Source organism: Bacteroidota bacterium (assembly GCA_016722375.1).
Classification (GTDB): domain Bacteria; phylum Bacteroidota; class Bacteroidia; order Chitinophagales; family LD1; genus Bog-950.
Genome location: JADKJG010000007.1, coordinates 172839 through 198963, shown reverse-complemented (window position 1 = coordinate 198963; position 26125 = coordinate 172839). Strand labels below are relative to the sequence as shown.

Genomic DNA, 26125 nt, shown 5'->3' with positions numbered 1-26125 from the left:
CTAAACATCCTTAAGCCCCCTTGGGGGTTTGGGGGCAAAACGTTCTTTTATGAGCCAGAGAATCAGAATCAAATTGAAGAGTTACGATCACAATCTCGTTGACAAAAGTGCCGAGAAGATTGTAAAGACGGTGAAAAACACCGGAGCTATTGTTAGTGGCCCCGTGCCTCTTCCTACACACCGGAAGGTATTTACTGTTTTGCGTTCGCCACACGTAAATGCGAACTCGAAAGAGCAGTTCCAGTTGTGTACTTATAAAAGGTTGCTGGACATTTATTCATCTACATCCAAGACGGTAGATGCATTGATGAAGCTCGAACTTCCGAGTGGTGTTGAAGTTGAAATCAAGGCATAACACTCTTGGATCCCCGAAGAAGACGTAATAGAAATTTATTCATTTATGAGCCTATAGATAGCATCAAACGGTTCCGCTAAAACCAAATATCATGAAAGGAATTATTGGAAAGAAAGTAGGAATGACCAGCGTATATGACGGTGGTAAATTAACGGCAGTTTCGGTTATTGAAGCTGGTCCTTGTGTGATTACACAAATCAAAACTGAGGATATTGACGGTTATTATGCCACGCAGGTGGCTTTTGACGAAAGAAAAGAAAAAAATACTCCAAAGGCACTTCAAGGCCATTTTAAAAAGGCAGGTACTACGCCCAAAAGAAAGGTTCATGAATTCCGTGATTATGATTTTGGAAAACCCATTGGTGAGGTAATCAACGTGACGGTATTTGAAGAAGGTGACTTGGTAAATGTCATTGGTACTTCTAAAGGAAAGGGTTTTCAGGGCGTTGTTAAACGTCACGGATTTTCTGGGGTAGGGATGGCTACACACGGTCAACATGATCGTTTGCGCGCTCCGGGTTCTCTCGGTGCTTCGTCCGATCCATCACACGTATTCAAAGGAATGCGTATGGCGGGAAGAATGGGCGGTAACCGTATAGAAACCCTCAATCTGAAAGTGGTAAAAGTGCTGGCGGAAGATAATATCGTTTTGATTTCTGGTTCTGTTCCCGGAGCTATTGGTTCTTATGTAATCATCGAAGGATAAACATTCTCATCCAACAAAATATTGAATCCCGTCCGCTAAAGCGCGACGGGATTTTTTTTAGGGAGAAGACATCTCGAGCATATATGAATTGTAGAGACTAAGTTGGCACCGTTATGGAGTTTTCGATTTGCCAAAACAGCAATGTCTGTTTGGTATAAGGCTTAAATTACTTGATCAGATAGGATTTAACTAACCCAAATATTCTGCCAAACGGGTTAAATATATTTTTCCAGAATGTATTGTAATTAAAATCGTCTTCGCCCAACCCAAACTTAATGTTCTTGACTGATTTTGATAAGATAAGGGTGCCGAATATCCGGTCCCAAACGGCAAATTTTGAACCCAGGTTTTTGCTATAATGACTTGGATTATTGCTATGATGAATTTGGTGTTGAAAAGGACTTATCAATAATTTTTCCAGGAAGTTTGGATACTTCAATTTGACCGATGAATGTCTAAGATTTGCTCCGAAGAACATAAATAAGAACCCAAAAACATTAACGCCCAAGAACATTATTTTGCTCACTTGATGATTGGATAGGTAATCAAATACTCCCATTGAGACTCCGAATATCAGGATACTATTAGCATTGTTAATGATTAATTCAATTGGATGAATTCTATATTGAGTCAACGGAATTAACTTGGTGGCAGAATGGTGTACTTTATGAAATTCCCATAGAAAGGGAACTTTATGCATCAGAAGATGAATGATATAGGTTGTGAAATCTTCTAGTACGGTAAGGGTGATAGTGTAAAAGATCAAGGTCTGCACTTTACCAAGGCTAAAAGAGGCGTGTCCAAAGTAGCCGAGTAAATAATCGTTTGTAAAGAAGGCGATGTATGATCCCAAAATAAGATAAGGACCAATAACTAATATCTTGATGATACTGTTTAGATACATCATCAAAAGGTCAACGGATGCCGATTTACTGAACCAAATGTGTAGAGGGAACAAATACTTGATAAACGAACCTTTCTGCTTCGATTTATAATAGACGTAATAGGCTATTATACCAGAAGATACTAAGTACAGGAAATATATTCGTTTCGTGGAGTTGGAAATGTATGATAGGGGCATTTTAAATACCTCTGTCAGCGTATCATATATTTCATGGAGTCCCATTTTAAATTCTTTCAGTGTTTTTTTTATATCAATTTCTACTTTTCGTCTTTCTCTATACGCTCAATACTACGAAAGTCTTTTTTAATATAAGCTCTGATGATTGTCATAATTTTTGATTTAGGACCGTTAAATAAAAATCATTGGACCCGAAAATGAAATGCCCTTTTCATTTTCAACGTTTTATAACAAAATACTAATAATGCTCTATATGGATAAATAAATAGACTTTTAACAAAAAAATGGTCAATTGAGTCATAAATTAGCCATTCTAATGGAAATCTGAGAAATCCATTAGAAATCTCAGATTTCCATTAGAAAATTGATTTTATCAATAGAAAACTGATTTTATTGAATAATTACGGATTTTTTGATGAAAAATCAAATTTTAGGCAATAAACAAGCAGCCCGTGGTTCAATTCTGAATGCTGAATAGAAAATCCAACACCGTCTTATATTCAGCAACTCTAGCGTATGGTCAATTTTAGTTGAAATGCCTTTGATTGTCAGAAAACTGTGAATGACCGGAACAGCCGACACACTTCCTTCTCTTTTACTTACAGCAACCGTATCGTGACTATAGGAACGAAGCAACTCAACGACCCGAACGAAGCTATTGGCCACCAAGACCTTCGCAGAGAACCAATGAATTTCGTCATCAATTAAATTCTTTGTGTGCTTTTTACTTTGCTTCCAAATACTGATTGACAAAGAGATTCACTGCGTTGGAAACTTTTTTAACACCAAGAATGACGGATACCTATTTTAGCCCCAAAATTACAGCATGGCATCTACAGAGGAATTGAAGAAAATCTGTTCGCAGGTTCGCAGGGATATTGTTCGCATGACCAATGGCGCGGCCTCCGGCCATCCGGGCGGTTCGCTTGGCTGCACCGAATTTATGGTAGCGCTTTATTTTGGCCGGATGAAACAAAACAAGGAATTTGCGATGGATGGCATTGGCGAAGACCTTTTCTTTCTATCCAACGGTCATATCTGCCCGGTATGGTACAGTGTCTTGGCCCATTCCGGCTACTTTGATAAAAGTGAATTGGCAACATTCCGCAAACTCAATACCCGTTTACAGGGACATCCTACCACCCATGAACACCTGCCGGGCGTTCGCATCGCATCCGGTTCTTTAGGGCAGGGATTGAGCGTAGCTATTGGCGCGGCACTAAGCAAAAAGATGAATGGTGACCATTCGCTGGTTTATACACTACACGGAGATGGAGAATTTCAGGAAGGCCAAATTTGGGAAGCGCTGATGTTTGCACCGCACAACAAAGTAGATAACCTGATTGCCACTATTGATTATAACAACAAGCAGATAGACGGCGATGTGGATGATGTATTGAGCCACCGGGATCTCAAAGCCAAAATCGAAACCTTCGGATGGGATGTCGTTGAATTGAAAGAAGGAAATAACATCGAAGCAGTGGTTGCCACTTTGAAAGAAGCACAGCTCCGAACCGGTAAAGGCAAACCCGTATTTATTTTGATGCACACAGAAATGGGCTATGGCGTTGACTTTATGATCGGCGATCACAAATGGCACGGTGTGGCGCCCAATAATGAGCAACTTGCAAAGGCGTTGGGACAATTAGAGGAAACACTAGGAGATTATTAAGATTTGCTAATTGTTGTCAGCCAATAAAAATATTAGTGGACAAATTGCATTGAAACTGAGAGATGAGTTCTACGATAAACTTTGAGGTTCAAACTTTCAACTCAAAACTCATTTGGGTTTTTGTGCTAATCTTCTGTCAACTGTCAACCGTCAACTGTCAACAAGCCCAACAAACTCAGGTTTTCAAACCAAACATCAACCGGGTGCTCTTTGTTCTGGATGGTTCGGGTAGTATGAAACAAGCTTGGGGAGAGAAAACCAAGTTTCAATCAGCCAAGGATTTGCTGGTGAAAATTATTGATTCGGTAGAAAGGCAGAACCCGAATGTTGAATTTGCGGTGCGGGTTTTTGGTTATCAGAGTTCTCGGGAGCAAAAAAACTGTAAGGATAGCAAACTGCTAGTCCGATTTGGGAAGAACAATGCTGCAAAAATTCAGGAGGCTTTGAAAAATATCACTCCACAAGGCATGTCACCCATTGCCTACTCTATCCAGATGGGTGCTAAAGATTTTCCCGATGATGAAAAGAGTTTGAACTCCTTGATTCTGATTACCGACGGCGAAGAGAATTGTGAGGGCGACCCTTGTATTGCTTCCAAAGATTTAGTAGAAAAAAAAATCACACTCAAACCATTCATTGTAGGATTAGGAGTTGAACCATCGGTCTATCAAAAATTTAATTGTGTAGGTACTTTTTTTGATACGAAGGATGAGGCCTCTTTTTATAATACCGTGGGTGTTATTATCCGTCAAACACTGAATACCACCACCGTGCAAGTCAATCTTTTAGATCTGAGCGGTGAACCCACGGTAACGAATATACCGTTCACGCTATATGACCATTACTCCGGCAAAGTGGAATACAATTTTGTACATACGCTGAACGAAAAAGGAAATCCTGATACCTTATTTCTCGATCCGGTTGGCGTTTATGATATTGAACTGCATACGTTCCCTCCGGTGCGCAAAGAAGGTATAGAACTGACTCCTGGCAAGCATAATATTATTGCACTCGATGCACCCGCCGGAGATTTGACCGTGGACTGCATCGGCGCTTCTATTGCCAATAACGACGCACAAGTAATAGTCCGATCAAAGAGTAACCCGAAAGAAATTCTAAACGTACAGGATTTGAATGGGCAGAGTAAATACCTACGGGGAAATTATGAATTGGAGATACTCACCAACCCCGAAACATTTCAGAATATTATCCTGACTGCCTTTACTGAAAACAAATCCAGTGTATCGAATTACGGTACATTATATCTCACCTCTCTAGAAAGTATTATAGCCAGTGTTTATCAAGAGGTGAACGGCATGTCGGAAATGATTGACCAGTTTGATGCCAGTAATAAAACTGCCACACGGAAGTATCAGCCGGGAGAATATCTGATTGTATATAAGGCCGTGAATAACCGCGACAGCGAGTCCACTAAAAATCAGCGTTTTGTAATTGAAGATGGAAGAACAGTTGTACTGAATCTATGAGTGGGATAAAATCATACCAGATTGTCTGCGTGGTTCTCCTGACCGCGTGGGTTATGATGTCCGATTCGCTCCAGGCACAGGACCGGACCCGGATTCTTTTTCTGCTTGACGCTTCGGTCAGTATGAAAAATGAATGGAAGGGGGGAACCAAATGGCAGATTGCCACCAAAGCACTTACAGAAATTGTGGACAGCGTTTCTAAGATTCCAAATGTAGAAATGGGTCTGCGGGTGTTCGGCCACCTCAGTCCCGAACCCGAGAAGAACTGTCGCGATTCGCGCCTCGAAGTTGCGATTGATTCGAATACAGCAAAAAAGATAAGAAAGAAAGTGGAAGAAATCAGGCCCAAAGGAATTACTCCTCTGGTTTATTCCATTGAGAAAAGTGCGCTTGATTTCGGCAATTATTCAGCCAAAAATATTCTCATTATCATCACGGATGGTGAAGATGCCTGTGACCGCGATGCCTGCTCGGTAACCATGATTCTTGAGAAGCACAACGTTATCCTTCGCCCTTTTATCATCGGCATGTCATTGCAATCAAACATGGTAAGTAGTATGAGGTGTATGGGTAAGTTGTTCAACACCAATAGTGCTGAAGAATTTACAACTACCCTATCCACTGTTGTTTCTGAAGCCATTGCCAAGACCACCGTACAGGTAAACCTGAACGATAAGAACGGCAAGCCCATGGAGACCGGAGCGAATATGACATTCTATGATATTGAATCCGGTATTGCGAAATTCAACTTCTATCATTCCATGAATGCGCGCGGCTTACCCGATACGATGGTTTTATCGCCCATGTTTAAATACAAATTACAGATTCATACTATCCCCCCCATTGTGGTAGATAATATTGAACTAAAAAAGAATCAGCATTTGGTTATCAATATTTCTGCGCCCCAGGGCTATCTGAACTGTATTTTGCAAGGTAATATTTCAAAGACTGCTGCTTTGGACCGGATAAAATGTCTCGTCCACTATCCCGGCGAACAGAAAACCTTGAATGTGCAGCGAATCAATTCTAAAGAGAAGTATATCACTGGGACCTACGAACTGGAGGTAATGACTCTGCCGAGGATGACCGTGAAGAACGTTAAGATTGATCAGAGTAAAACTACGGAGGTGTTGATTCCGGCTCCGGGTATCTTAACGATCAACAAAGTCTTTGAAGCTTATGGAGGTATCTTCATCATGGAAGACAATCGCATGAAAAAGATTTATGACCTTCGGTTGAAAGACCGGCAGGAAACATTAACACTTCAGCCGGGCAAATATCGTCTGGTCTATCGTTCAAAGAATGCGCGTACAATTCACACCACCGTTGATAAAGAATTTGAGGTTACCTCCGGAGGTAGTTTAAGTTTGAAACTTTAAAAGGCATCTAAATCACCAATGCAATGAATAATTTAGCATCATCAAACACATCTATGACCTTAGCAGATTTTGTTTCTACAGGAAATAAGGACACTCGTTCGGGATTCGGAGCGGGTATGCTCGAATTGGGAAGAACTAATGCCAACGTGGTGGCGCTATGCGCTGATTTGGTAGGCTCTTTAAAACTCGACGCTTTCATCAAAGAATTTCCCCACCGCTTTTTTCAAACGGGTGTGGCGGAGGCAAACATGATTGGCATTGCCGCCGGAATGACTATCGGGGGAAAGATTCCTTTCGCGACAACGTTCGCCAATTTTGCCACCGGTAGGGTATATGACCAGATTCGCCAGTCGGTTGCGTATTCGGGTAAGAATGTAAAGATCGCCGCTTCACACGCGGGGGTTACACTGGGTGAAGACGGTGCCACACATCAGATTCTTGAAGACATCGGCCTGATGCAAATGCTTCCTGGAATGGTAGTGATAAATCCCTGCGATTATAATCAGACAAAAGAGGCGACTATTGCTGCGGCTGAATATGTAGGCCCGGTTTATCTGCGCTTCGGCAGACCGGTGTGGCCTATCTTTATGCCGGAAGGAAGTTTCAAAATTGGCAAACCGATTGTGATGAATGAAGGAAAGGATGTCACCATTTTCGCCACCGGCCATCTGGTTTGGAAGGCAGTAGAAGCGGCAAAACAATTAGAAGCAGAAGGGCTTTCGGTTGAACTCATTAATATTCATACAATTAAACCTTTAGATGAAGAGGCGGTCATACGTTCAGTGGCTAAAACCAAATGCGCTGTCGTAGCTGAAGAACATAACCGGATTGGAGGGTTGGGAAGCACTGTGGCCAGTTTGTTGGCGCGTCATCAGCCCACTCCACTGGAGTATGTAGCAGTAGATGATAGCTTTGGTGAAAGCGGCACTCCAGACCAGTTAATGAAAAAGTATGGTTTGGATACACCGGATGTTATCAATGCGGTGAAGAAAGTGCTACTAAGGAAAAAATAGAAAAGCGAACGAAAATATGACCGACCGAGAAATACTTGATTTGTTTCATTCCGGCTCGGGGAAAGAACGAGCCTTTACTATTCTTATTGAAGCCTATCAGCAAAAAATTTATTGGCACGTGCGCAGAATGGTGAAGAGCCATGATGACACGAACGATGTAATGCAAAATACCTTTGTTAAGGTATGGAATGCATTAGAGAATTTCCGGGCTGACTCACAACTTTTTACTTGGATTTATCGCATTGCTACGAACGAAACCATCACCTTTCTGAATAGCAGGACAAGAAAAGCAACCGTAGCTTTCGACGGCTCCGACTCGGAAGATGAAGAAGGAGGCTACTCACCTGCCAGTTATTTAAAAGGAGAATCGAGCGATATTGACGGTGAACATATTCAGCGGAAGTTGCAAAGGGCGATTGATAGTCTTCCTGAAAAACAAAAGATGGTTTTTAATCTGCGCTATTATGATGAAATGCCCTATGAGCAGATGAGCGAAGTACTCGACACTAGTGTTGGTGCGTTGAAAGCCAGCTACCATCATGCAGCACAGAAAATTGAAAAAATTATTCTCGAAGAGGATTAAACCTTTTTGAATTGAAAAGGTCATACAAAGCACATGAAAAGCAGTGAAGAGATATTGAAAGAACTAAAGGAGGTAGCTCCCGGACTGGCCAAGTTGGATAAGAGTTCGGTGGGTGAGGTTCCGGTGGATTATTTCAAGTCGTTCGCAGTGGATATGATGAAAAAAATTCGGGCAGAAGAAGTGGCTGCCGAATTATCTTCAGTGGCTCCTGAGTTGGCGCGGTTGGGAAAGACCAGTGTCTTGGAGGCTCCACCCGCTGCTTATTTTCAATCTGTTCCATCGTCCGTCCTGCAAAGGATAAAGAGTGAAGAAAAAATAAAAGAAACTTCGCCTAACGGTTGGATGGTTTCTATCAATGTTTTCTTTGATCGCATAGCCGATTCCATTTTCAAGCCTAAATACTCGGTGGCTTTTGCGGGGTTTGCAACGATGATTATTCTGGCGGTGATGATGCTGATAAAAGTAGAGGATCAATGTAAGGATGTTGATTGCCAGATGGCGCAAATAAGTAACGCAGAACTGAACAGCTATTTCGCTACGCATTCGGATGAATTCAACACTTCGCTGCTTGATTACACACCGAAAGAGAAAATGCCGGAGTCGAAGGTGCGAAGCGTGCTTTCAGATGTGAGCGACAAAGAATTAAACGATGCTATTCTTGATTAAACATAAAATGAGAACAATGAAGAAGTCAATCTTAAATATGAAAACCCTGTTGATGGCAAGCGCTATGATGATGGTGATGTCTGGATTATTTGCTCAACAACCAGAAGGAGGCAATGATAAAGCAGACCGCATCGAATCATTACGTGTTGCTTTTATCTCACAGGAACTGAATCTCAATCCCGCCGAAGCGCAGAAGTTCTGGCCGGTGTATAACCAATATCGGAGCGATATGGGTTCTTTGCGTAAAAACTTTCATACGGGTTCGGAACCTTTGAGCGCCACCGAACAATTGGATTTTGAACAAAAGAAATTAGACCTGAAGAAGAAGTATCAAATACAATTTGAGTCAACGCTTGGCAAAGAAAAATGTAACCTGCTATATGGTGTGGAAAATAAATTCCAACAAAGGCTGCGGGAACTACGCGACCAACGCCAGCAGCAGAAAGGTGACCGCCCTGCACCCAGAGGCGGAATGGGCCCTCGGTAGTTTTAAAGAATAAAAGGAATCACTGCTTTGCGGTCTTTCGGATAGTCGGGAAATTTATTCTGATACCAACGGTGATGGTCTAATGACCTCGGCACGATGTTGCAGAAAGCCCACAATGCAAAACTCCAAGCAGGTAAGCCTCCCGCCAGAATGGCAAAACCAATCCACTCAATGATTTCGCCCATGTGATTGGGACAAGAAACAAACCGGAACATTCCGCCGGTAGGAATTTTATATCCGGTTTCTCCAGGCTTGCGCAGATGAATCAGAATATTATCTGAATGAATATTGATAAGGAAGCCACTGATGAAAACAATCGCCCCAATGAAGAATTGTGCTGAAGTGAAATAAACACTGGGCTCATAATTTCCACCAAAATTGCCAAGCCAATAGCCGTTGACAAAGCCATTCATGAAATTGAAGCAAATAGCGGCTGCAACAATCATCACCGGTATCTTTTTCCCTTTGGTTTTAATTCGAAAAGGGAAAACAAAGGTCCGGTTGATGTAATGAATCATCCACAGGCCCCAGAGCAAATAGCTGACGGGTGTTTTCTGAATGGTTCCCAGAAAGAAAAACAGAGAAAGGAAAATCATCGAAGGCGCTTCTTGTATAAACCAACCCCACCGGTTGCTCATCAATGCGCCCCATTTGGAAGATGTGTGCCTGCCGTAGGGTTGTGTTTGTCTCAATAAAAAGAAGAAGGTAATGACAGCCAGCACCATCCAGACGGTGGTGATTTGGTTTAGCATTTCGAGGTGAATCATGAAACGAAGATGATTTTTTCCATGAAAAATCCTTTTATTCAGCATCCTTCTTCAGGAAATAAAACACCATGCTTCATATTAAAGACTACAAGAGTTGTATAAACTTTTGCAGTTTGTTTCAACGAGATTTCGGTCTGGGAAACAAAATATTTGGAGTAAGGAGTATCAAATATGTGAGAAGGTAGAAAATCAATTAACCAGCTTCATTCAGGATAAATCATTCTTTATAGAATCATTAGCCAGATAAACGTGCAGTTATGTCAAATAGATATGCAGTATTGCTAGATTGACATGTTATTTAGTCAAATGAACATGCTCAACTATCAAATAGATATGTAGATTAGCTAAATAAACATGAAATTATGCTAAATAAATATGTTGTATAATCAATTAAACATGTAGTATTGTTAGATGGACATGTAGCTTTGTTAAATACGTTTGCAATGATTCGAAATATGTATTTTTGAATCTAAAGAGCCATATTTTAATCAGAAAGACCATTTTTCAAGTTTAATTTGAGATAAAAATGATTAACAGACAGAAAAATTATCTCGATTCCTTTGATCGGGTGAAGGAGTTTAATCTTAATCATTCGGCAGAAACAGGAGTTATTGCCGAGTATGCGGCGGAGCAAACAAGGTTCAATCAGGCGCTGAGCAAGATAAAGGCATTGGGGACTTTGCAGAGCCGCGATAACAGTTCGTTGGGAAAAATGAGTCTGGACGTGAAGCGAAAGATGGCGATGACTGTAGTGAAGTTTGCGAAGAAGGGAAGGGTGAAGGCTTCGCAGGCAGGTGAAATGGAATTGGCGGGAAAACTGGGCCATGCGTTCTCGTATATTTTTAGAGGGGACAAGCAGTTGGCGGTAGAGCGAGCGCGAGTAATGCAGAAGGTGATGCAGGAGCATCTGGCGATATTGACGAACATCAACGCGGCGGACATTGCCGCGATTGATGCGGCGATTGCGGCATACGAAGAGGCGCGGGTGCAGCCGCAGGTAGCCCGTCAAAAGAAATCGGCGGAGGCAACGAAGCAGTTGCCGACGGAATACTTGACGGCGATCGAGGCCATTGAGAATATGTATGATTTGCTTTATGGAGAATATATTGATACGCAACCGGGACTGGTGAATGGGTTCAAATTGATGAAGCATGTGATAGCGGCGGGTATCCGGCATACGACGCTGACGGTTGTTGTAAAAACGGCAACCGGTGCCGTTGCGACTGGTTTACACGGAAATATTGAGGGATTGAAAAATAAGGAGGCGGTGACGGATAAGGAAGGACGAATGGTTTTTCGCCGGTTTATAGCGGGGACGTATAATTTGAAATTATGCGGAGATGGTTATCAAACAAAAATCATTTTGTTCCATATTAAAAGAGGGCAGCATTTGGAAGTGGAGGCGGAGGTGGAGAGGATATGAGAATGAAAAGAAAGGCAGTTTCACGCAGAGGGCGCGAAGAGAATAGCCCCGCAAAGAACGCAAAGACGGTTTCTGCCAACGCTTTCTTTGTGCACTTTGCGTTTAGCCTTTGCGTTCTTAGCGTGAAATTTTTTTAATTCCTCCGTGAGGAAAGATTGAAGTGCCTACTTCATATTATGAAACACCTGCTGCACGTCGTCGTCTTCTTCGAGTTTTTCAATCAGTTTGATGACTTCTTCGGCGCCGGCATCGTCTAACTCTTTATAGAAGTCGGGGATTTTGTCGTAGCCGGATTCGATGACTTCGATGCCTTTGGCTTCGAGCGTTTTTGCAAGATTTCCGAAGTCGGTAAATTCGGCATAAGCAGAAACCAAACCATCTTCTTCGCTGATTTCAGATAATCCTCCATCAATCAGTTCCAGTTCCAGTTCTTCGAGATTCAAATTGCCAATGTTGAATTTGAAAAGTGCTTTCTTCTTAAACATATATTCCACTGCGCCTTGCGTGCCGACCGTTCCACCGTTCTTGTTGAAGATGGTGCGGAGGTTGGCAATGGTGCGGGTGGGGTTATCGGTAGCGGTATCTACAACGATCGCGACGCCATGTGCGGCGTAGCCCTCGTACGTCATTTCATCATAGGAAGTCGTATCTTTTGAAGTAGCTTTTTTAATCGCCGCCTCGACGGTGGTCTTGGGCATGTTGGCCGCCTTGGCATTTTGGATGCAGGCGCGGAGGCGCGCATTGCTATCGGGGTCGCCGCCGCCATCTTTCACGGCAATGGCAATATCTCTTCCGATGCGGGTGAAGGCTTTGGCCATAGCTCCCCATCTTTTCATTTTTCGTTCCTTCCGATATTCAAACGCGCGACCCATATTGATTGTTTTGATTGAAGCGTGAAAATAAAAAACAAGGATGGATAGACAATCCTACTCTGGCAGAGCTTTATAAATTTGTGTATGATTCAATTCAGCACGACTATTCTGAAGTTTGAAAAGCAGGGCGAGAAAACCGGATGGACCTACATCCATGTTTCGGCGGAACAGGCACAAAAGATTTATCCGGGAATGAAAAAATCATTTCGGGTGAAAGGAAAGCTGGATGATTATACTATTAAACAAGTGGCCTTGATACCGATGGGTGAAGGAGATTTTATCATGCCACTGAACGCCGCGATGCGAAAAAACATTGGCAAAAGAAAGGGGGCGAAAATAAATGTTCAACTGGTGTGCGATGATGCTGCGTTTCAATTTTCTGTCGAGATGATGGATTGCTTGAGTGATGAACCGAAGGCGATGAAGGGCTTTGAAAAGTTATCAGGTTCGGAACAAAAATATTTCAGCAATTGGATTGACAGTGCAAAAACGCCAGAAACGAAAGCCAGAAGAATTGCTCAAATGCTCGATGCCATGCGGAAAGGATACCGGTATGGAGAGATGATTCGCGCCTTGAAGGCAGAAAGAGGAGCAATACTATAAGGAGGCTATGCGGGAAAGGTTGTTCCTAAAAAATCCCAATTTTTTCTTTTGCTTAAACTAATGCGTTCATATTTGTCCAATCCTTTTTCTGTATATTTTCCAATGATTCTGATGATGAAACGAACCGGATTTCTCTTGCTACTTCTTCTTACGGTTGCTTTGACTTTCGCACAAACATTTAAAGTGGATGGTATCATTACCGACCAAAGTGACGGGACCTCGATGCCCGGTGCCACGTTGAAATTGGTTTCGATGAAAGACACCACGAACTGGAAAGGTACCGCGACCGATGCAGATGGGAAGTTTGAATTTACTTCGGTGGCCAACGGCTCGTATAAATTGCGTATCAATTATACGGGCTATTCAGTTCGGGATGAAATGGTTTTTGTACGTGATGCAGACAAGCATTTGGGAGCCTTACCTATGAATAAAGGCAGTTTAGATTTAAAGGATGTGAACATCGTAGAGAATGCCATTCGAGTGGAACAGAAAGGAGACACGGCAGAATATAACGCCAAAGCATATAAGACAAATCCAGATGCGACTACCGAAGACCTGATTACCAAGATGCCCGGAATCACCTCTGAAAAGGGAACATTGAAAGCACATGGCGAAGAGGTGAAGAAGGTAACGGTAGATGGAAAAGATTTTTTCGGTGAGGATGCTACGCTGGCTGTGCGCAACCTTCCCGCCGAAGTGGTAGATCGCGTACAGGTTTATGACCGGATGAGTGATTTTGCGCAGCTCACCGGCTTTGACGATGGAAGGTCTCAGAAATCTATGAACCTGATTACCCGACAGGGAAAAAACAATGGGGTGTTTGGAAAAGTATATGCCGGTTACGGTTATCTGACAGACCATCGGTATTCTGCGGGGGCAACGGTCAACTGGTTTAAAGGCAACCGTCGTTTGTCTTTTGTGGGAATGAGTAACAATGTAAATCAGCAAAATTTTTCGATGCAGGATTTGCTGGATGTAACCGGAAGCAGTGGTGGTGGTATGGGAGGTGGTGGCAGACCGGGCGGCGGCGGTTATAGAGGCGGTGGTGCGGTCAATAATTTTATGGTGGGTCAGCAAGGAGGTATCTCTACCACCCATGCTGCCGGTATTAACTATACCGATATGTGGGGGAAGAAGCTCAAAGTATCGGGCAGCTATTTTTTCAATTATGCTTCCAACTCCAACAACAATGAACTTACTCGTCAGTATTTTAACGCCGGAGACAGCTCTACTATTTATAAGGAAAGCAATAATACCATAAGCGCAAACATGAATCATCGTGCCAATTTTAGATTGGAGTACACTATTGATTCGATGAATAAAATCATCTTCAACCCTAAAGCAAGTTTTCAAAAAAACAAGCAGACCAATAGCATCATAGGCGAGAACAGCATAGGCGGAAATGAACTGTTAGGATTTACCCAAAGCACTTATTTTTCGAACAACTTTGGCTATAATATTTCCGGTGACCTGACCTATCAGCACAAATTCAAAACCCTTAAAAGAACTTTATCTTTAACTCTTTCTTCTACTGCAAATAATAGGGCGGGCAACACTACGCTTAATTCTTTCAATCAATATTTTACCGACTCCACCTTGCTGGATCAAATTGTTAATACGTCTTCTAAGAATTATGTCGTGTCAGGAATTGTATCCTATACTGAACCGGCAGGCAAACAAGGGATTATCCAACTTAATTATAGTCCTTCCTATACCTGGAATAAATCTGACAAAGAGACGTTCAATTATGATACCCTTATGCGGGACTATATGAACCAGGATACGACTCTTTCAAACAAGTTTGACAATACCTATATGACTCAACGCGGAGGCGTCAGCTACCGGTTTGCCGATAAGAAAATCAGCTTGATGGCCGGGCTGGATGCCCAATATGCGTGGCTGGATGGAACACAGCTATATCCGATTGCGTTCAGCACCAGCCGTAGATTCTTTAATATGCTTCCTAACGCGATGCTCAACTATAAGTTTTCTGAGAAAGCCAATATACGGATATACTATCGCGCCTCGACCAGCCCACCATCTCTATCGCAATTGCAAAATGTGATAGACAACAGCAATCCACTGCTACTTTCTACGGGCAATCCAGACCTGAAACAAAATTATAGTCACTTTGGAATGGTTCGGTTCGGTTGGTCTGACACCAAAAGAGCGCAGACATTCTTTGCTTTTTTTTCAACCAATTATACACATAACTATATTGGCAATTCTACCTACATCGCAAAGAAGGATACGTTGCTTAACGATGCGGTGATTCTATATACCGGTTCTCAATTGACACAACCGGTCAACCTAAAAGAAGGAAGTTTAAATTTGAACAGCTTCTTTACTTATGGATTGCCAATCAAGAAAATTAAATGCAACCTCAACCTCAATGCCGGATTCAGTTACTCGCGTAATCCGGGTATGGTCAATAATGAAATCAACCGCTCGAATACCTATATTCCGAAAGCAGGGTTAACACTTAGCAGCAATATCAGTGAGCAAATTGATTTTAGCATCAACTATTCTGGCAGCTACAACATTGTGAAAAATACCTTGCAGAAAAAATCGGACAATAATTATTTCACACACTTTGCTTCGGCAAGATTCAACTGGTTGTTTTGGAAAGGATTTGTGTTTAATACCGGAGTTCAAAACACCTTATATGCCGGAATCGCACAAGGATTCAATCAAAATATTTTCCTTTGGGATGCTTCCTTCGGTTACAAATTCTTCAAAGACAAATCGCTGGAGGTGAAAGTCTCTGGTTTTGATTTGCTGAACCAAAATTCAGGAATCAGTAGGAGCATCAATGAAACCTATATTGAAGATTCTAAGAATCAAGTGTTGAGGCGCTACCTCATGTTGACGGTAACTTATACCATCAGGCAGTTTAAGAAGAGTTAGAAAAATTTAGAGTTGCCGCAGCATTTTTACGTGGTCAATCCTATCTTCCAGATATGGGATTCCATCTTGTTTGAAACCAAAAGTTTCGTAAAACTTCATCAGGTAAACTTGCGCCCCGATACGAATAGGTGTTTTTCCATAAAGTTTTTCTATTCCTTCTATTGATTTTCTCATCAGTTCCTTTCCATAACCATTATGACGATAACCGCGTGCAGTAATTACTCGCCCAATGGAAGGCTCTAAATAAGATATGCCAGGCGAAACAAGCCTAGAATAGGCGACAAGAGTTTTATCCTGAAAGCCCATTAAATGATGTGAAAGCAGGTCTTTGCCATCGGCATCTAGGTACAGGCATTTTTGTTCTAATACAAATACTTCTTGCCTCAGTTGCATGGTTAGGTATAGTTCTGAAGGAGTTAATTCATGAAAGCCTTTAAATATCCAGTGAAGCATTGGAAGTAATTGGCAGTGAAAGTATCGAAAAAGGCAGCATAAACGAATACCTTAGACAAATAGGCACCCTCCATATTACTTGTCGGTTTTTCCTCTTCAATATCCCAACAATTAGCACCTTTGTCACTTTATGAAAGTTTTAGTCACAGCCGGACCTACACACGAACCAATTGACCCCGTTCGTTTTATTGGTAATCACTCATCGGGGAAAATGGGTATCGCCATTGCAGAAGCATTTGCGGGAATTGGTGCTGAAGTAGTGATGGTAAAAGGGCCATCGCATCTCAAGGCAATGCACCCTTCCATTCAAGAAGTTGAAGTCCAAACCGCCGCCGAAATGTTCCAAGCCTGTGAACAATATTTTTCGGATAGCGACGTTATCGTGTTCGCCGCTGCGGTGGCAGATTATACTCCTAAGAACCAAGCGGTAGAAAAAATAAAAAAAGGAAAGGATGAATGGTCGCTTGAATTAGTCCGCACGATAGATATTGCCGGAGAACTGGGGAAGAATAAAAAGTTGGGACAGTTTATCGTGGGCTTTGCGCTAGAAACGGAAGATGAATTGAAGCATGCAAAGGAAAAGCTGGCGAAAAAGAATTTTGATATTATTGTTTTAAATTCGCTGAAAGATAAAGGAGCAGGGTTTCAACACGACACCAATAAAATCACAGTAATTGACAAAGCAGGACTTGTAAATGCCTTTCCTCTCAAGCAAAAAAGTGAGTTGGCACGAGATTTGGTACGTTATATAATGGAACAAATGAAAAAAACGAACACCGGTACTTGACAAAAGGTAGTGCTTGCTTTAGATTATCGGTATCAAACCTATGAAGATGAAAAAAACAGGAAATTTAATTTTAGGATGCCTGATGATGGCAGCAGGTTTAGTTAATGCGCAAGAGTTGAATTGCCAAGTGACCGTAAACGGGCAGAAAGTAACGGATGTAGATCCAGCCATATTTACTACCATGCAAACGGCTATTTCAGAGTTTATGAATACGAAAGCCTGGACGGGTGATGTATTCGCTCCCGAAGAGAAAATTGAGTGCAGTATGTTTATTTTTCTGGAATCTACCGGTGTTCAGGATGTATATAATGCGAAGCTGACCGTTCAGTCTTCTCGACCGGTATTTAATAGTTCTTACAGCACACCGCTGTTTAACTACGTGGACAATAGCTGTCAGATTACTTATATCATGAATCAGCCTTTAGAGTTTAATGCAACACAATATACCTCCAACCTTACTTCTATCCTCAGTTTTTATGCCAATATCATCATCGGATTAGATTATGAAAGTTTTGGCAAAGGCGGTGGTGCCAAATATTTTGCCATGGCAGAACAAATTATGAATGCGGTTCCAACCAACGCTGTAGATGCGAAGGGTTGGAGGCCATTTGATGGACAGCGCAACCGTTATTTTCTGATCAACAATATCCTTGCAAGTAAATATGAATTATTCCGCCAGGCCATTTATGACTACCATTATGCCGGGATGGATAATTTCTATGACAAACCTGCTTTAGCACGCCAGAACATTATGAATGCGCTGGATAAAATAGATAGAATTGCTAAAGATTACCCCAACGCAATCTTGGTCAATGTTTTCTTTCAGGCAAAAAGTGATGAGTTAGTAAATGTTTTCTCAGGGGCAGATGGAGGAGAAAAAACCAAGGCGCTAAACTATCTGCGCCACGCAGACCCTATCAATGCGGCTAAGTACGAGAAAATCATCCGAAACTAAGTGCCTTTTCTGACCATCACGAAGTCATTCATAAAGAAGCCGCTGCCTATTTCAAAGTCAGCGGCTTTTTCAATGATGAACCCCATTTTGAAATAGAAATTTATCGCTTTGATATTCTGACGATTCACCTGTAATCGTATGGGCAGGCTTGAGTCAAGCCTTGAAACTATATAATGGAAGAATTTTTGGCCAATGCCCTTTCTATGTTTAGGGACGTCTACATAAAATTTGGAGAGAAAAATAGAGCTGCTATCCAATTCGACGGAAGCATAGGCATGAACTACATTAAGGGTGTAGGCTAAAAAATACTTTTCTCCGCTTTTCATTCCGTTGAGAATCGCGTCAAGCGAATATCGGTTGGCCAACATATATTCTATCTGCTCAATCGAAATAATGGAGGGATAATGTTCCCGCCATATTTTCTCTGCTAGGAATGAGATGAGTGGGATATCCTGTTCGTTGGCAGGTCGAAATAAAAGATTCATCCGGCAAAGATTGTATTTCATTCCCACATTAACGATTATCAAATTCTCAAATTAACCGTTTACATTCGCTCCATGCTCCATCGGCTGACCATCCGCAATTATGCTATTATAGACAAGCTTGAAATTTCATTCAGCGAGCGCATGAACATTATTACCGGCGAAACCGGGGCCGGGAAATCTATTTTGATCGGTGCGCTGGGATTGATTCTGGGTGAACGAGCCGACTCAAAAATTTTGTATAACGAAGAAGAAAAGTGCGTGGTAGAAGCTGATTTTTATGTCGGAGACTATCACTTAAAATCCTTCTTCGCCGACTATGAGTTAGATTTTGAACCACACACCATTATCCGTCGCGAGATCAATCAAAGTGGTAAGTCCCGTGCATTCATTAATGATACTCCGGTCACTCTTGATATTTTGAAACAACTGAGCGAACAGTTGGTCAATCTACATTCACAGCATGAAACACTAGACTTAATCAAAGGTGGTTTTCAACTGAACGTCATTGACATGCTCACTAAGAACCAATCTGTGCTTAGTGATTTTCGTATTGAGTTTGCCGCATACAAGAAAGGGGTGAAAAAATTAGAAGGATTAGAAATGACCTATAAGTCTTCTTCTTCTGAACTGGATTATCTTCTCTTTCAACTCAATGAATTGGCAGAAGCAAAATTACAAGTAGAGGAACAAGACACATTGGAAACTGAACAAAATACTTTAGCCAATGTTGAAGATATAAAACGCTCTTTACAGAACGCTACGCAATTGTTGAATTACAGCGAGGTGGCAATCCTTCCTCAGCTTACAGAAGCACAATCACAACTGAAAGGAGTGAAAAATTTCAGCAAGGAGATTCTGGCTCTTTCTGAAAGGCTACAGAGCGTGTATGAAGAATTGAAAGATATCGCTTCTGAAATGGAGAACATTCAGGAAGGCTCTGCTTTGGACCCCACCCGATTGGAAGAGGTGAATAACCGGTTGAATACTATTTACCGCTTGCAGAAAAAGCACAATCTTCAAAATATTGAAGGTCTGTTGCAACTTCAGAATCAGTTGGAAGAACGCATTGCCTTTGTGGACACTAACTCGTCTGAAATTGACAAACTGAAATCAAAGCTTCAAAAAGATCAGAGTGCCTTGCTTTCCACGGCGCATCATATTCATACATCGCGAGAGAAGGTGCTAAGAGAATTTCAGAATAACGTGACGATTCTACTTGCCAAGGTAGGTATGCCGGGCGCATCTTTTAAGGTAGAGATAAGTCTATTAGATAAGTCGCGGTTAAACGAAAACGGATTAACCGAGGTCCGCTTCCTTTTCTCGGCTAATAAAGGTTTTGCTCCAAGAGAAATAAAGGATGTAGCATCGGGCGGAGAACTTTCACGCCTTATGCTTTGTGTCAAATCATTAGTAGCAGGCAACAGGTTACTTCCTACGCTTATTTTTGATGAAATTGATTCGGGCATATCAGGAGAGGTGGCGCTGAAGGTGGGAGAAATTATGAAACAGCTTTCGAGAAACCATCAGTTGATTTCTATTACGCACCTTCCACAAATAGCTCGCACAGGAGATTTGCATCTCAACATCTACAAGGAAAGCACCGGTAGCCGCACCTACACGCGCATCCGTGAGTTGAAAGGCGAAGAACGGATTATGGAAATAGCCAAGATGCTGAGCGGCGACCAACCTACTGAAGCCTCGATTGCCAATGCTCGCGAATTGGTGGCAGGATAAGTCTGTATTATTTCTTCAGAACTTTGATATTTTCACACCTCTAAAATCAAAAACAAATGGCTTATTTATTTACATCAGAGTCGGTTTCGGAAGGACATCCGGACAAAGTAGCCGACCAAATTTCAGATGCTTTAATTGATCACTTTCTAGCCTATGACCCACAGTCAAAGGTAGCCTGTGAAACCTTAGTAACCACCGGACAGGTAGTGCTGGCGGGCGAAGTAAAGTCAGAAGCATATCTTGACGTGCAGAATATTGCACGTTCTGTGATCCGTCAAATCGGATACAACAAAGCAGACTATATGTTTGAAGCCAATAGCTGCGGGGTTCTCTCTGCTATCCACGAACAATCTCCGGACATTAACCAAGGAGTGGAAAGAAAGAAACCCGAGGAACAGGGTGCTGGCGATCAGGGTATGATGTTTGGTTATGCTACCAACGAAACAGATAACTATATGCCTTTGGCCTTAGATATCGCCCACTTATTGCTTCGCGAATTGGCAGCACTCCGTCGCGAAAACAAGGCTATAAAATATCTTCGTCCCGATGCCAAGAGTCAGGTGACCATTGAATACAACGACAATAACCAGCCGGTAAGGATTGATGCTATTGTTATTTCTACCCAGCATGATGATTTTGGCAAAGATGCCGTGATGCTGAAAAAAATCAAGGAGGATATGATTAAGATTCTTATCCCCAGAGTGAAAGCAAAACTGCCTAAAAGAGTACAGGCCATGTTCAACGACAAAATCAAGTATCATGTAAACCCTACCGGCAAATTCGTTATCGGTGGACCACACGGCGATACTGGTTTAACAGGAAGAAAAATCATCGTTGATACTTATGGAGGCAAAGGCGCTCACGGTGGTGGGGCTTTCTCGGGAAAAGATCCTTCTAAGGTGGATCGTTCTGCGGCTTATGCAACTCGTCACATTGCCAAGCACTTGGTGGCTGCCGGAGTTTGTGATGAGGCCTTGGTTCAGGTGGCTTATGCAATTGGCGTAGCGCAGCCTGTGGGATTGTTCGTCAACACTTACGGAACTTCAAAAGTAAAGTTGAGTGATGGTGAAATTGCAAAGCGCTTGTTGAAAATGAAAGAATTTGATCTCCGTCCTTACTTCATCGAAAAGCGTTTTAATCTGCGTACCCCTATCTACTTAGAAACCGCTTCTTATGGCCACATGGGACGCGAAACAAAGGTGGTTGAAAAGATATTCAACAAGGGAAAGAAGAACGAAAAGAAAGTGAAAGTGAAACTGTTTCCTTGGGAAGAGTTGAACTCGCTGAAAGCAACCAAAACCGCTTTCGGAATCAAGTAGTTACTTTATAAAATCAGAAAGGGGTGGTCGCTTCGGCAATCACCCCTTTCTGATTTAAGGAAGGCTGAATTCGTTTGAACTTCTAAAACAAATTATCAAACTCCTGAAAAGTATTGCGAAACATAGGCACTATCTGGCCGGAATATTCCACCACCTTTGGTGCTAGGTTAGAGATATAAGGATAGACATGAGAATTTTGTTTTTGCGAAGTCGGGAAAACATCTAACCGGTTCAAGAACCAGATAAAAACACACAACACATAAAGCCCAATCAGCGAGTGAAGCACTCCTCCAATCACCTTGTTCGGCAAATTGGCATCTGCCGATTTCAGTATTTGTTCTAAGCCCCAGGCAATCGCTTTCATCAACAACAAAACCGCCAACAAAACCAATACGAAAGATAAAATGGCCAAGACCTTGGGACTGAGCTGCGCATAGCCGTGCAACAACAGCACCACCTTGTAAGAAAACTTCAAGGCGGCTACAATACCCAGAAACCAACCAAGAATAGAAAAGACGGAATAGATAATTCCATTTTTATATCCCTGCCAGAACCCCAGCGCCACAAAAATCAGGAATAGAATATCGAAGATCAATTTACAAACAGCGGTTTACTATGAGCAATTATCAAGGGGTAATTTTGTAGAATCTTTTAGGTCAATAGAGTTTTCACCAACTGCGAAATCATTTGATTATCGGCCTTGCCGGCTAACTGTTTGGTCACCATACCCATCACCTTGCCCATTTCTTTTTGACTGGTCGCCCCCGTTTCGGTGATGGCCTTTTTTACTACTTCGCGCACCTCGTCTTCGCTCATCATGGCGGGAAGATATTTTTCAATCACCGCCATTTCTTGTTGTTCTATCACAATCAAATCTTGCCGGCCTGCTTTTTCAAACTCGGCAATAGAGTCGCGGCGTTGCTTCACCATCTTTTGCAAAATCTGCACCTCTTTTTCAGCTGCCACCACGCCTCCGGCACCTTTCTCGGTTTTGGCCACGATGATAGCGCTCTTGATGGCGCGCAAACCGCGCACCGTTGCTTCGTCTCTCGCCATCATGGCGGTCTTTAAGTCTGTAGTGATTGTTTCTTCTAAACTCATGGGTAAAAATATTTGGCGCAAATGTAGAAAACGGCGGGGGATAGGTAAAAACCATTTGAGCGGCACCCCGACCCTACTCAGTATAGGTATATTCCACTTTTCCCCGCCTTTGGAGCTACCGTTTGGACACAAGTATTTAGGATGGATATTTTTATTGATAGACTCGTTATTATGGCGAAAAATCCTAAAAACCGAATACAATTTAACGCAAAGAACACAAAGGCTAACGCAAAGAGCGCAAAGGATTCAGTCGTTGACTATGCCTTTTGCGCTCTTTGCGCGGCTGTTCACTTTGCGTTCTTTGCGTTAAACTGTATTTTTTATCCTATGATCGTTAAAAGTGCAAACAATAGAATGGTTTTGGAACATGTTGCCATTTAAAGTTGTGTCCACACGGTAGGCTTTAGTGGGGGGAGCAAAAGCCGACTAAGAAATGGCTTTAGCCAAGATAACTGCCTCTGAGGAACTAGGTTTTGAAGATTTATGGACACAAGCAACTCTTAGATAAGGCAGATGTAGCACGTTTCATACCAAACGCGGCACGTTTAGGGTGAAACGTGGCGCATTTCATATCAAACGTGGCACGTTTAGGGTAGAATGTGGCGCATTTCATACCAAACGTGGCACGTTTGGAGTAGAACGTGGCGCATTTCATGTCAAACGTGGTACACTTGGAGTAAAACGTAGCGCGTTTGAGGGTAAACGTGGCGCATTCCATACCAAACGTGGCACATTCGGGGAAAACGTGGCACATTTCATATTAAACGTGGCGCATTCAAGGTCAAACGTGCCACATTCATATATAAATGTGACACATCAGCCTCGGTTTGTGCCCGGTTTAGCATAAACCAAACTTGGTTTGAGGATAAGCAAGCCTGATTGGAGGAGTTTCCCGCGAAGCGGAATCAATTTCTTCTTTATCTCTACTTATATGAAGTGCATGCTCGGCATAGTCTTGCCGAGTGATGTGAGGATGGAATCGCCCTAGTCTCCTATTTTCCCCGCTTTATAAAAGTGCTTCTTGTAGTATGGCTCGTCCATGTCGCTGATAATCACTCCCACTTTGGTGGAGGCATGTGCAAACTTTCCATTTTGAAGATAGAGCGCAATGTGAGAGATACTCTTCTTGCGGATTTTGAAGAAAAGCAGATCACCCTCTTCCGCATGACGGATTCCGGCCTTCAGGGGTTCGCATTGTGTATAGATGGAGGAAGAACTGGATTGAAGTTTCTTGCCATAAATTTTTTCGTAGAGCATATTCACAAAATGCGAGCAGTCAATCCCCTTTTCTGAATTGCCTCCGTAGCGGTAGCAGGTGTTATACCAGCGAAACACTTCAAAATATAATTCCTGATTTGGACTATTTCGGTAATTGATGTTTTTCTTGGTGAAAAAAGAATCGAGTTTGAGCGAATCTATATCAGGAGGAAAGGTTTGAAGTTTTGAGTTGGAGGTTTCGGTTTGAGAATCTGTCTGTGCATACAAGGAGCCAAACAGCAACAGAGCGATGCTTAATAAACTCAAAACTTTATACGCAAGAATCTTTCTCATCAATTCACAGCAAGTTTACTCTTCCGGTATCCATATAAAAAATAAACCACGATGCCCACTCCCAGCCAAATAATAAATCGTCCCCAATTGGAAGCCCCTGATTCGCAAAGCAGATAGCTACAGGACAATAATCCGAGTACCGGTATCAGCGAGAGGTTCTTTTTGATGGAGTAAAAAGTCAAGGTTCCAAACAAAATAAAGAAAGCCGCAAAGATTATTTTATGAAGAACAATTTCAATCGCTACCATTCCTGCTATACTTGTTTGCATAGTAAAGAACGTAGTATAGGCTTCTGGATTGTAAATCCAAAGCAGGATAAGTGTTGCCGCAAAAATAATTGGCATGATAAATTTAGCATTGATATAAGGGACCTTGAATTTGCTTTGCGGCGCATCGGGGGTTTGTTGCAGGCGAAGGATGCCACCGCAAACCAGCACAAAAGCAAACAGCGTTCCTACGGAAGTTAGACGGATAACAAAATCCAAGTCGAGAAAAAGAGCGGGGATTCCCACTACCAGTCCGGTGAGGATGGTTGAGAAAGAAGGGGTTTTAAATTTTGGGTGGATGCGTGAAAATATCTTTGGCAACAAACCATCGCGGCTCATGCTCATCCAGATTCTGGGCTGGCCAATTTGAAACACCAACAGCACACTGGCCGTAGCCACCACCGCACTGATGGCCACCACGCCGGCAATCCAATTCATATTCAAACGCTGAAAAACAAAAGCCAGCGGGTCACCTACATTCAGTTCTTTATAACTGACCATACCGGTCAGTACCAAAGCTACCAGCACATAGACTATCGTACAGATAATGAGTGAATAAATCATACTGCGCGGCAAATCGCGCTGTGGATTTTTACATTCTTCGGCGGTGGTGGAAATGGCATCGAAACCGATGTAGGCAAAGAAAACGGCTGCCGTTCCCTGCAAAATTCCGCGAACACCGTTCGGCATGAATGGGTTCCAATTCTCCGCCTTCACATAAAATGCACCCAGTATAATTACAAAAAGCACCACAGCCATTTTGAGCAGCACCATCAGGTTGGCAGAGTTCCTTGACTCTTTGATGCCGATGTAAGTAATGTAAGTGATGAGTCCGGTAATCATGAAGGCGGGCAGGTCGCAGATAATTTTTATCCCGCCCAAGATTGGTGCCGTTTGCCAGGCGGCGATGGCGGCTTCGCTTCCCATAGCCTTGGCGTAAGAGTAATTCATGGTCAGGTAATCAGGAATATGCCAGCCGAATCCTTGCATCAAGGTGGTGAAATAATCACTCCATGAAATCGCCACTGCAATATTTCCGATGGCGTATTCCATCAACAAATCCCAGCCGATAATCCAAGCGATGATTTCGCCGAAGGCGACGTAGGAGTAGGTATATGCACTGCCGCTAACCGGCACCATGCTGGCGAACTCGGCATAGCATAAAGCGCTAAAACCGCAAGCAATAGCCACGAAGATGAATAGAAAGATTATGCCCGGCCCTCCGTCAAAACTGGCCTTGCCAATGGTAGAGAAAATTCCGGCACCGACAATCGCCGCAATTCCAAAGGAGGTCAAATCTCGAACACCTAAAGTTTTGTTCAAGCCGCCGGTTCTTTCGGCGTCGCTCAAACCTGCTTCGGCATCGCGTAATACCTTGGCAACATCTTTTTTCCGAAATAGTTGATTCATGTTTTCTGCTTGGGCTAAAAATAGAAATCTTCAACTCACCCTAAGTTCTCTTCCAAGAAGAGG

26 protein-coding genes are annotated in these 26125 nt (G+C 42.5%); 17 read left to right on the top strand and 9 right to left on the bottom strand.

Annotation, left to right across the window (positions count from 1 at the left end):
- Positions 1 to 49 precede the first annotated feature (49 nt).
- Positions 50 to 355, top strand: coding sequence for a 30S ribosomal protein S10 (gene rpsJ / locus IPP77_11770; protein MBL0310316.1), 306 nt, complete (start codon positions 50 to 52; stop codon positions 353 to 355).
- Positions 356 to 446: 91 nt separating this feature from the next.
- A complete protein-coding gene (gene rplC / locus IPP77_11765; protein ID MBL0310315.1) occupies positions 447 to 1061 on the top strand; it encodes a 50S ribosomal protein L3 in 615 nt (204 codons plus the stop codon).
- A gap of 166 nt (positions 1062 to 1227) precedes the next feature.
- On the opposite strand, the gene IPP77_11760 is transcribed toward rplC, so the two are convergent.
- Entirely contained in the window at positions 1228 to 2187 is a 960-nt protein-coding gene (locus tag IPP77_11760; protein MBL0310314.1) for a sterol desaturase family protein, read from the bottom strand.
- Between the two features lie 513 nt (positions 2188 to 2700).
- Here IPP77_11760 and IPP77_11755 point away from each other — a divergent pair.
- The 8 genes from IPP77_11755 (at position 2701) to IPP77_11720 (ending at position 9429) form a co-directional block, all read left to right on the top strand.
- On the top strand, positions 2701 to 2850 hold the full coding sequence (locus IPP77_11755; protein MBL0310313.1) for a hypothetical protein: 150 nt from the start codon (positions 2701 to 2703) through the stop codon (positions 2848 to 2850).
- A 118-nt stretch (positions 2851 to 2968) separates the two neighbouring features.
- Positions 2969 to 3814 (top strand): transketolase, encoded by an 846-nt coding sequence (locus IPP77_11750; protein ID MBL0310312.1) that lies wholly within the window; start codon positions 2969 to 2971, stop codon positions 3812 to 3814.
- A 62-nt stretch (positions 3815 to 3876) separates the two neighbouring features.
- Positions 3877 to 5301: a VWA domain-containing protein gene (locus tag IPP77_11745; protein MBL0310311.1), complete on the top strand. Its 1425-nt coding sequence runs from the start codon at positions 3877 to 3879 to the stop codon at positions 5299 to 5301.
- The gene (locus IPP77_11740; GenBank protein ID MBL0310310.1) at positions 5298 to 6680 is read left to right on the top strand and encodes a VWA domain-containing protein; all 1383 of its coding nucleotides are present in this window, start codon (positions 5298 to 5300) and stop codon (positions 6678 to 6680) included. The genes IPP77_11745 and IPP77_11740 overlap by 4 nt, the downstream gene beginning before the upstream one ends.
- A 53-nt stretch (positions 6681 to 6733) precedes the next feature.
- A complete protein-coding gene (locus IPP77_11735; GenBank protein MBL0310309.1) occupies positions 6734 to 7693 on the top strand; it encodes a transketolase family protein in 960 nt (319 codons plus the stop codon).
- A gap of 16 nt (positions 7694 to 7709) precedes the next feature.
- A complete protein-coding gene (locus IPP77_11730) occupies positions 7710 to 8276 on the top strand; it encodes a sigma-70 family RNA polymerase sigma factor (GenBank protein ID MBL0310308.1) in 567 nt (188 codons plus the stop codon).
- Positions 8277 to 8309: 33 nt separating this feature from the next.
- Positions 8310 to 8942, top strand: a complete 633-nt coding sequence (locus IPP77_11725) for a hypothetical protein (protein ID MBL0310307.1) — start codon at positions 8310 to 8312, stop codon at positions 8940 to 8942.
- A 16-nt stretch (positions 8943 to 8958) separates the two neighbouring features.
- The gene (locus IPP77_11720) at positions 8959 to 9429 is read left to right on the top strand and encodes a hypothetical protein (GenBank protein ID MBL0310306.1); all 471 of its coding nucleotides are present in this window, start codon (positions 8959 to 8961) and stop codon (positions 9427 to 9429) included.
- Between the two features lie 2 nt (positions 9430 to 9431).
- Here IPP77_11720 and IPP77_11715 read toward each other — a convergent pair whose 3' ends face one another.
- Entirely contained in the window at positions 9432 to 10196 is a 765-nt protein-coding gene (locus IPP77_11715) for a DUF1295 domain-containing protein (protein ID MBL0310305.1), read from the bottom strand.
- Positions 10197 to 10722: 526 nt separating this feature from the next.
- Here IPP77_11715 and IPP77_11710 point away from each other — a divergent pair.
- A complete protein-coding gene (locus IPP77_11710; protein MBL0310304.1) occupies positions 10723 to 11619 on the top strand; it encodes a hypothetical protein in 897 nt (298 codons plus the stop codon).
- A 164-nt stretch (positions 11620 to 11783) separates the two neighbouring features.
- On the opposite strand, the gene IPP77_11705 is transcribed toward IPP77_11710, so the two are convergent.
- Positions 11784 to 12491, bottom strand: coding sequence for a YebC/PmpR family DNA-binding transcriptional regulator (locus IPP77_11705; protein ID MBL0310303.1), 708 nt, complete (start codon positions 12489 to 12491; stop codon positions 11784 to 11786).
- Positions 12492 to 12575: 84 nt separating this feature from the next.
- Here IPP77_11705 and IPP77_11700 point away from each other — a divergent pair, with 84 nt between their 5' ends.
- Positions 12576 to 13094: a DUF1905 domain-containing protein gene (locus tag IPP77_11700; protein MBL0310302.1), complete on the top strand. Its 519-nt coding sequence runs from the start codon at positions 12576 to 12578 to the stop codon at positions 13092 to 13094.
- A 111-nt stretch (positions 13095 to 13205) separates the two neighbouring features.
- Positions 13206 to 16001, top strand: a complete 2796-nt coding sequence (locus tag IPP77_11695) for an outer membrane beta-barrel protein (GenBank protein ID MBL0310301.1) — start codon at positions 13206 to 13208, stop codon at positions 15999 to 16001.
- Positions 16002 to 16007: 6 nt separating this feature from the next.
- Here IPP77_11695 and IPP77_11690 read toward each other — a convergent pair whose 3' ends face one another.
- Positions 16008 to 16454 (bottom strand): GNAT family N-acetyltransferase, encoded by a 447-nt coding sequence (locus IPP77_11690; GenBank protein ID MBL0310300.1) that lies wholly within the window; start codon positions 16452 to 16454, stop codon positions 16008 to 16010.
- A 130-nt stretch (positions 16455 to 16584) separates the two neighbouring features.
- Between IPP77_11690 and IPP77_11685 the strand changes: the two genes are divergently transcribed.
- Both IPP77_11685 and IPP77_11680 read left to right on the top strand, forming a co-directional pair.
- Positions 16585 to 17241, top strand: a complete 657-nt coding sequence (locus IPP77_11685) for a phosphopantothenoylcysteine decarboxylase (GenBank protein MBL0310299.1) — start codon at positions 16585 to 16587, stop codon at positions 17239 to 17241.
- Between the two features lie 46 nt (positions 17242 to 17287).
- Complete coding sequence (locus IPP77_11680; GenBank protein ID MBL0310298.1) at positions 17288 to 18196, top strand: DUF4835 family protein; 909 nt, start codon at positions 17288 to 17290, stop codon at positions 18194 to 18196.
- Here IPP77_11680 and IPP77_11675 read toward each other — a convergent pair.
- Positions 18193 to 18681: a GNAT family N-acetyltransferase gene (locus tag IPP77_11675; GenBank protein ID MBL0310297.1), complete on the bottom strand. Its 489-nt coding sequence runs from the start codon at positions 18679 to 18681 to the stop codon at positions 18193 to 18195. The two genes, IPP77_11680 and IPP77_11675, sit on opposite strands and share 4 nt — an antisense overlap.
- A gap of 72 nt (positions 18682 to 18753) precedes the next feature.
- Here IPP77_11675 and recN point away from each other — a divergent pair, with 72 nt between their 5' ends.
- Together recN and IPP77_11665 are read left to right on the top strand one after the other, a co-directional pair.
- The gene (gene recN / locus IPP77_11670; GenBank protein MBL0310296.1) at positions 18754 to 20415 is read left to right on the top strand and encodes a DNA repair protein RecN; all 1662 of its coding nucleotides are present in this window, start codon (positions 18754 to 18756) and stop codon (positions 20413 to 20415) included.
- Positions 20416 to 20471: 56 nt separating this feature from the next.
- Positions 20472 to 21734, top strand: a complete 1263-nt coding sequence (locus IPP77_11665) for a methionine adenosyltransferase (GenBank protein ID MBL0310295.1) — start codon at positions 20472 to 20474, stop codon at positions 21732 to 21734.
- An 82-nt stretch (positions 21735 to 21816) separates the two neighbouring features.
- On the opposite strand, the gene IPP77_11660 is transcribed toward IPP77_11665, so the two are convergent.
- The 4 genes from IPP77_11660 to IPP77_11645 form a co-directional block, all read right to left on the bottom strand.
- On the bottom strand, positions 21817 to 22329 hold the full coding sequence (locus IPP77_11660; protein MBL0310294.1) for a CvpA family protein: 513 nt from the start codon (positions 22327 to 22329) through the stop codon (positions 21817 to 21819).
- Between the two features lie 56 nt (positions 22330 to 22385).
- On the bottom strand, positions 22386 to 22835 hold the full coding sequence (locus IPP77_11655) for a GatB/YqeY domain-containing protein (GenBank protein ID MBL0310293.1): 450 nt from the start codon (positions 22833 to 22835) through the stop codon (positions 22386 to 22388).
- Between the two features lie 984 nt (positions 22836 to 23819).
- Positions 23820 to 24386: a C40 family peptidase gene (locus IPP77_11650; protein MBL0310292.1), complete on the bottom strand. Its 567-nt coding sequence runs from the start codon at positions 24384 to 24386 to the stop codon at positions 23820 to 23822.
- Positions 24386 to 26062 (bottom strand): amino acid permease, encoded by a 1677-nt coding sequence (locus IPP77_11645; GenBank protein MBL0310291.1) that lies wholly within the window; start codon positions 26060 to 26062, stop codon positions 24386 to 24388. Before IPP77_11645 ends, IPP77_11650 begins: the two co-directional genes overlap by 1 nt.
- Positions 26063 to 26125 lie beyond the last annotated feature (63 nt).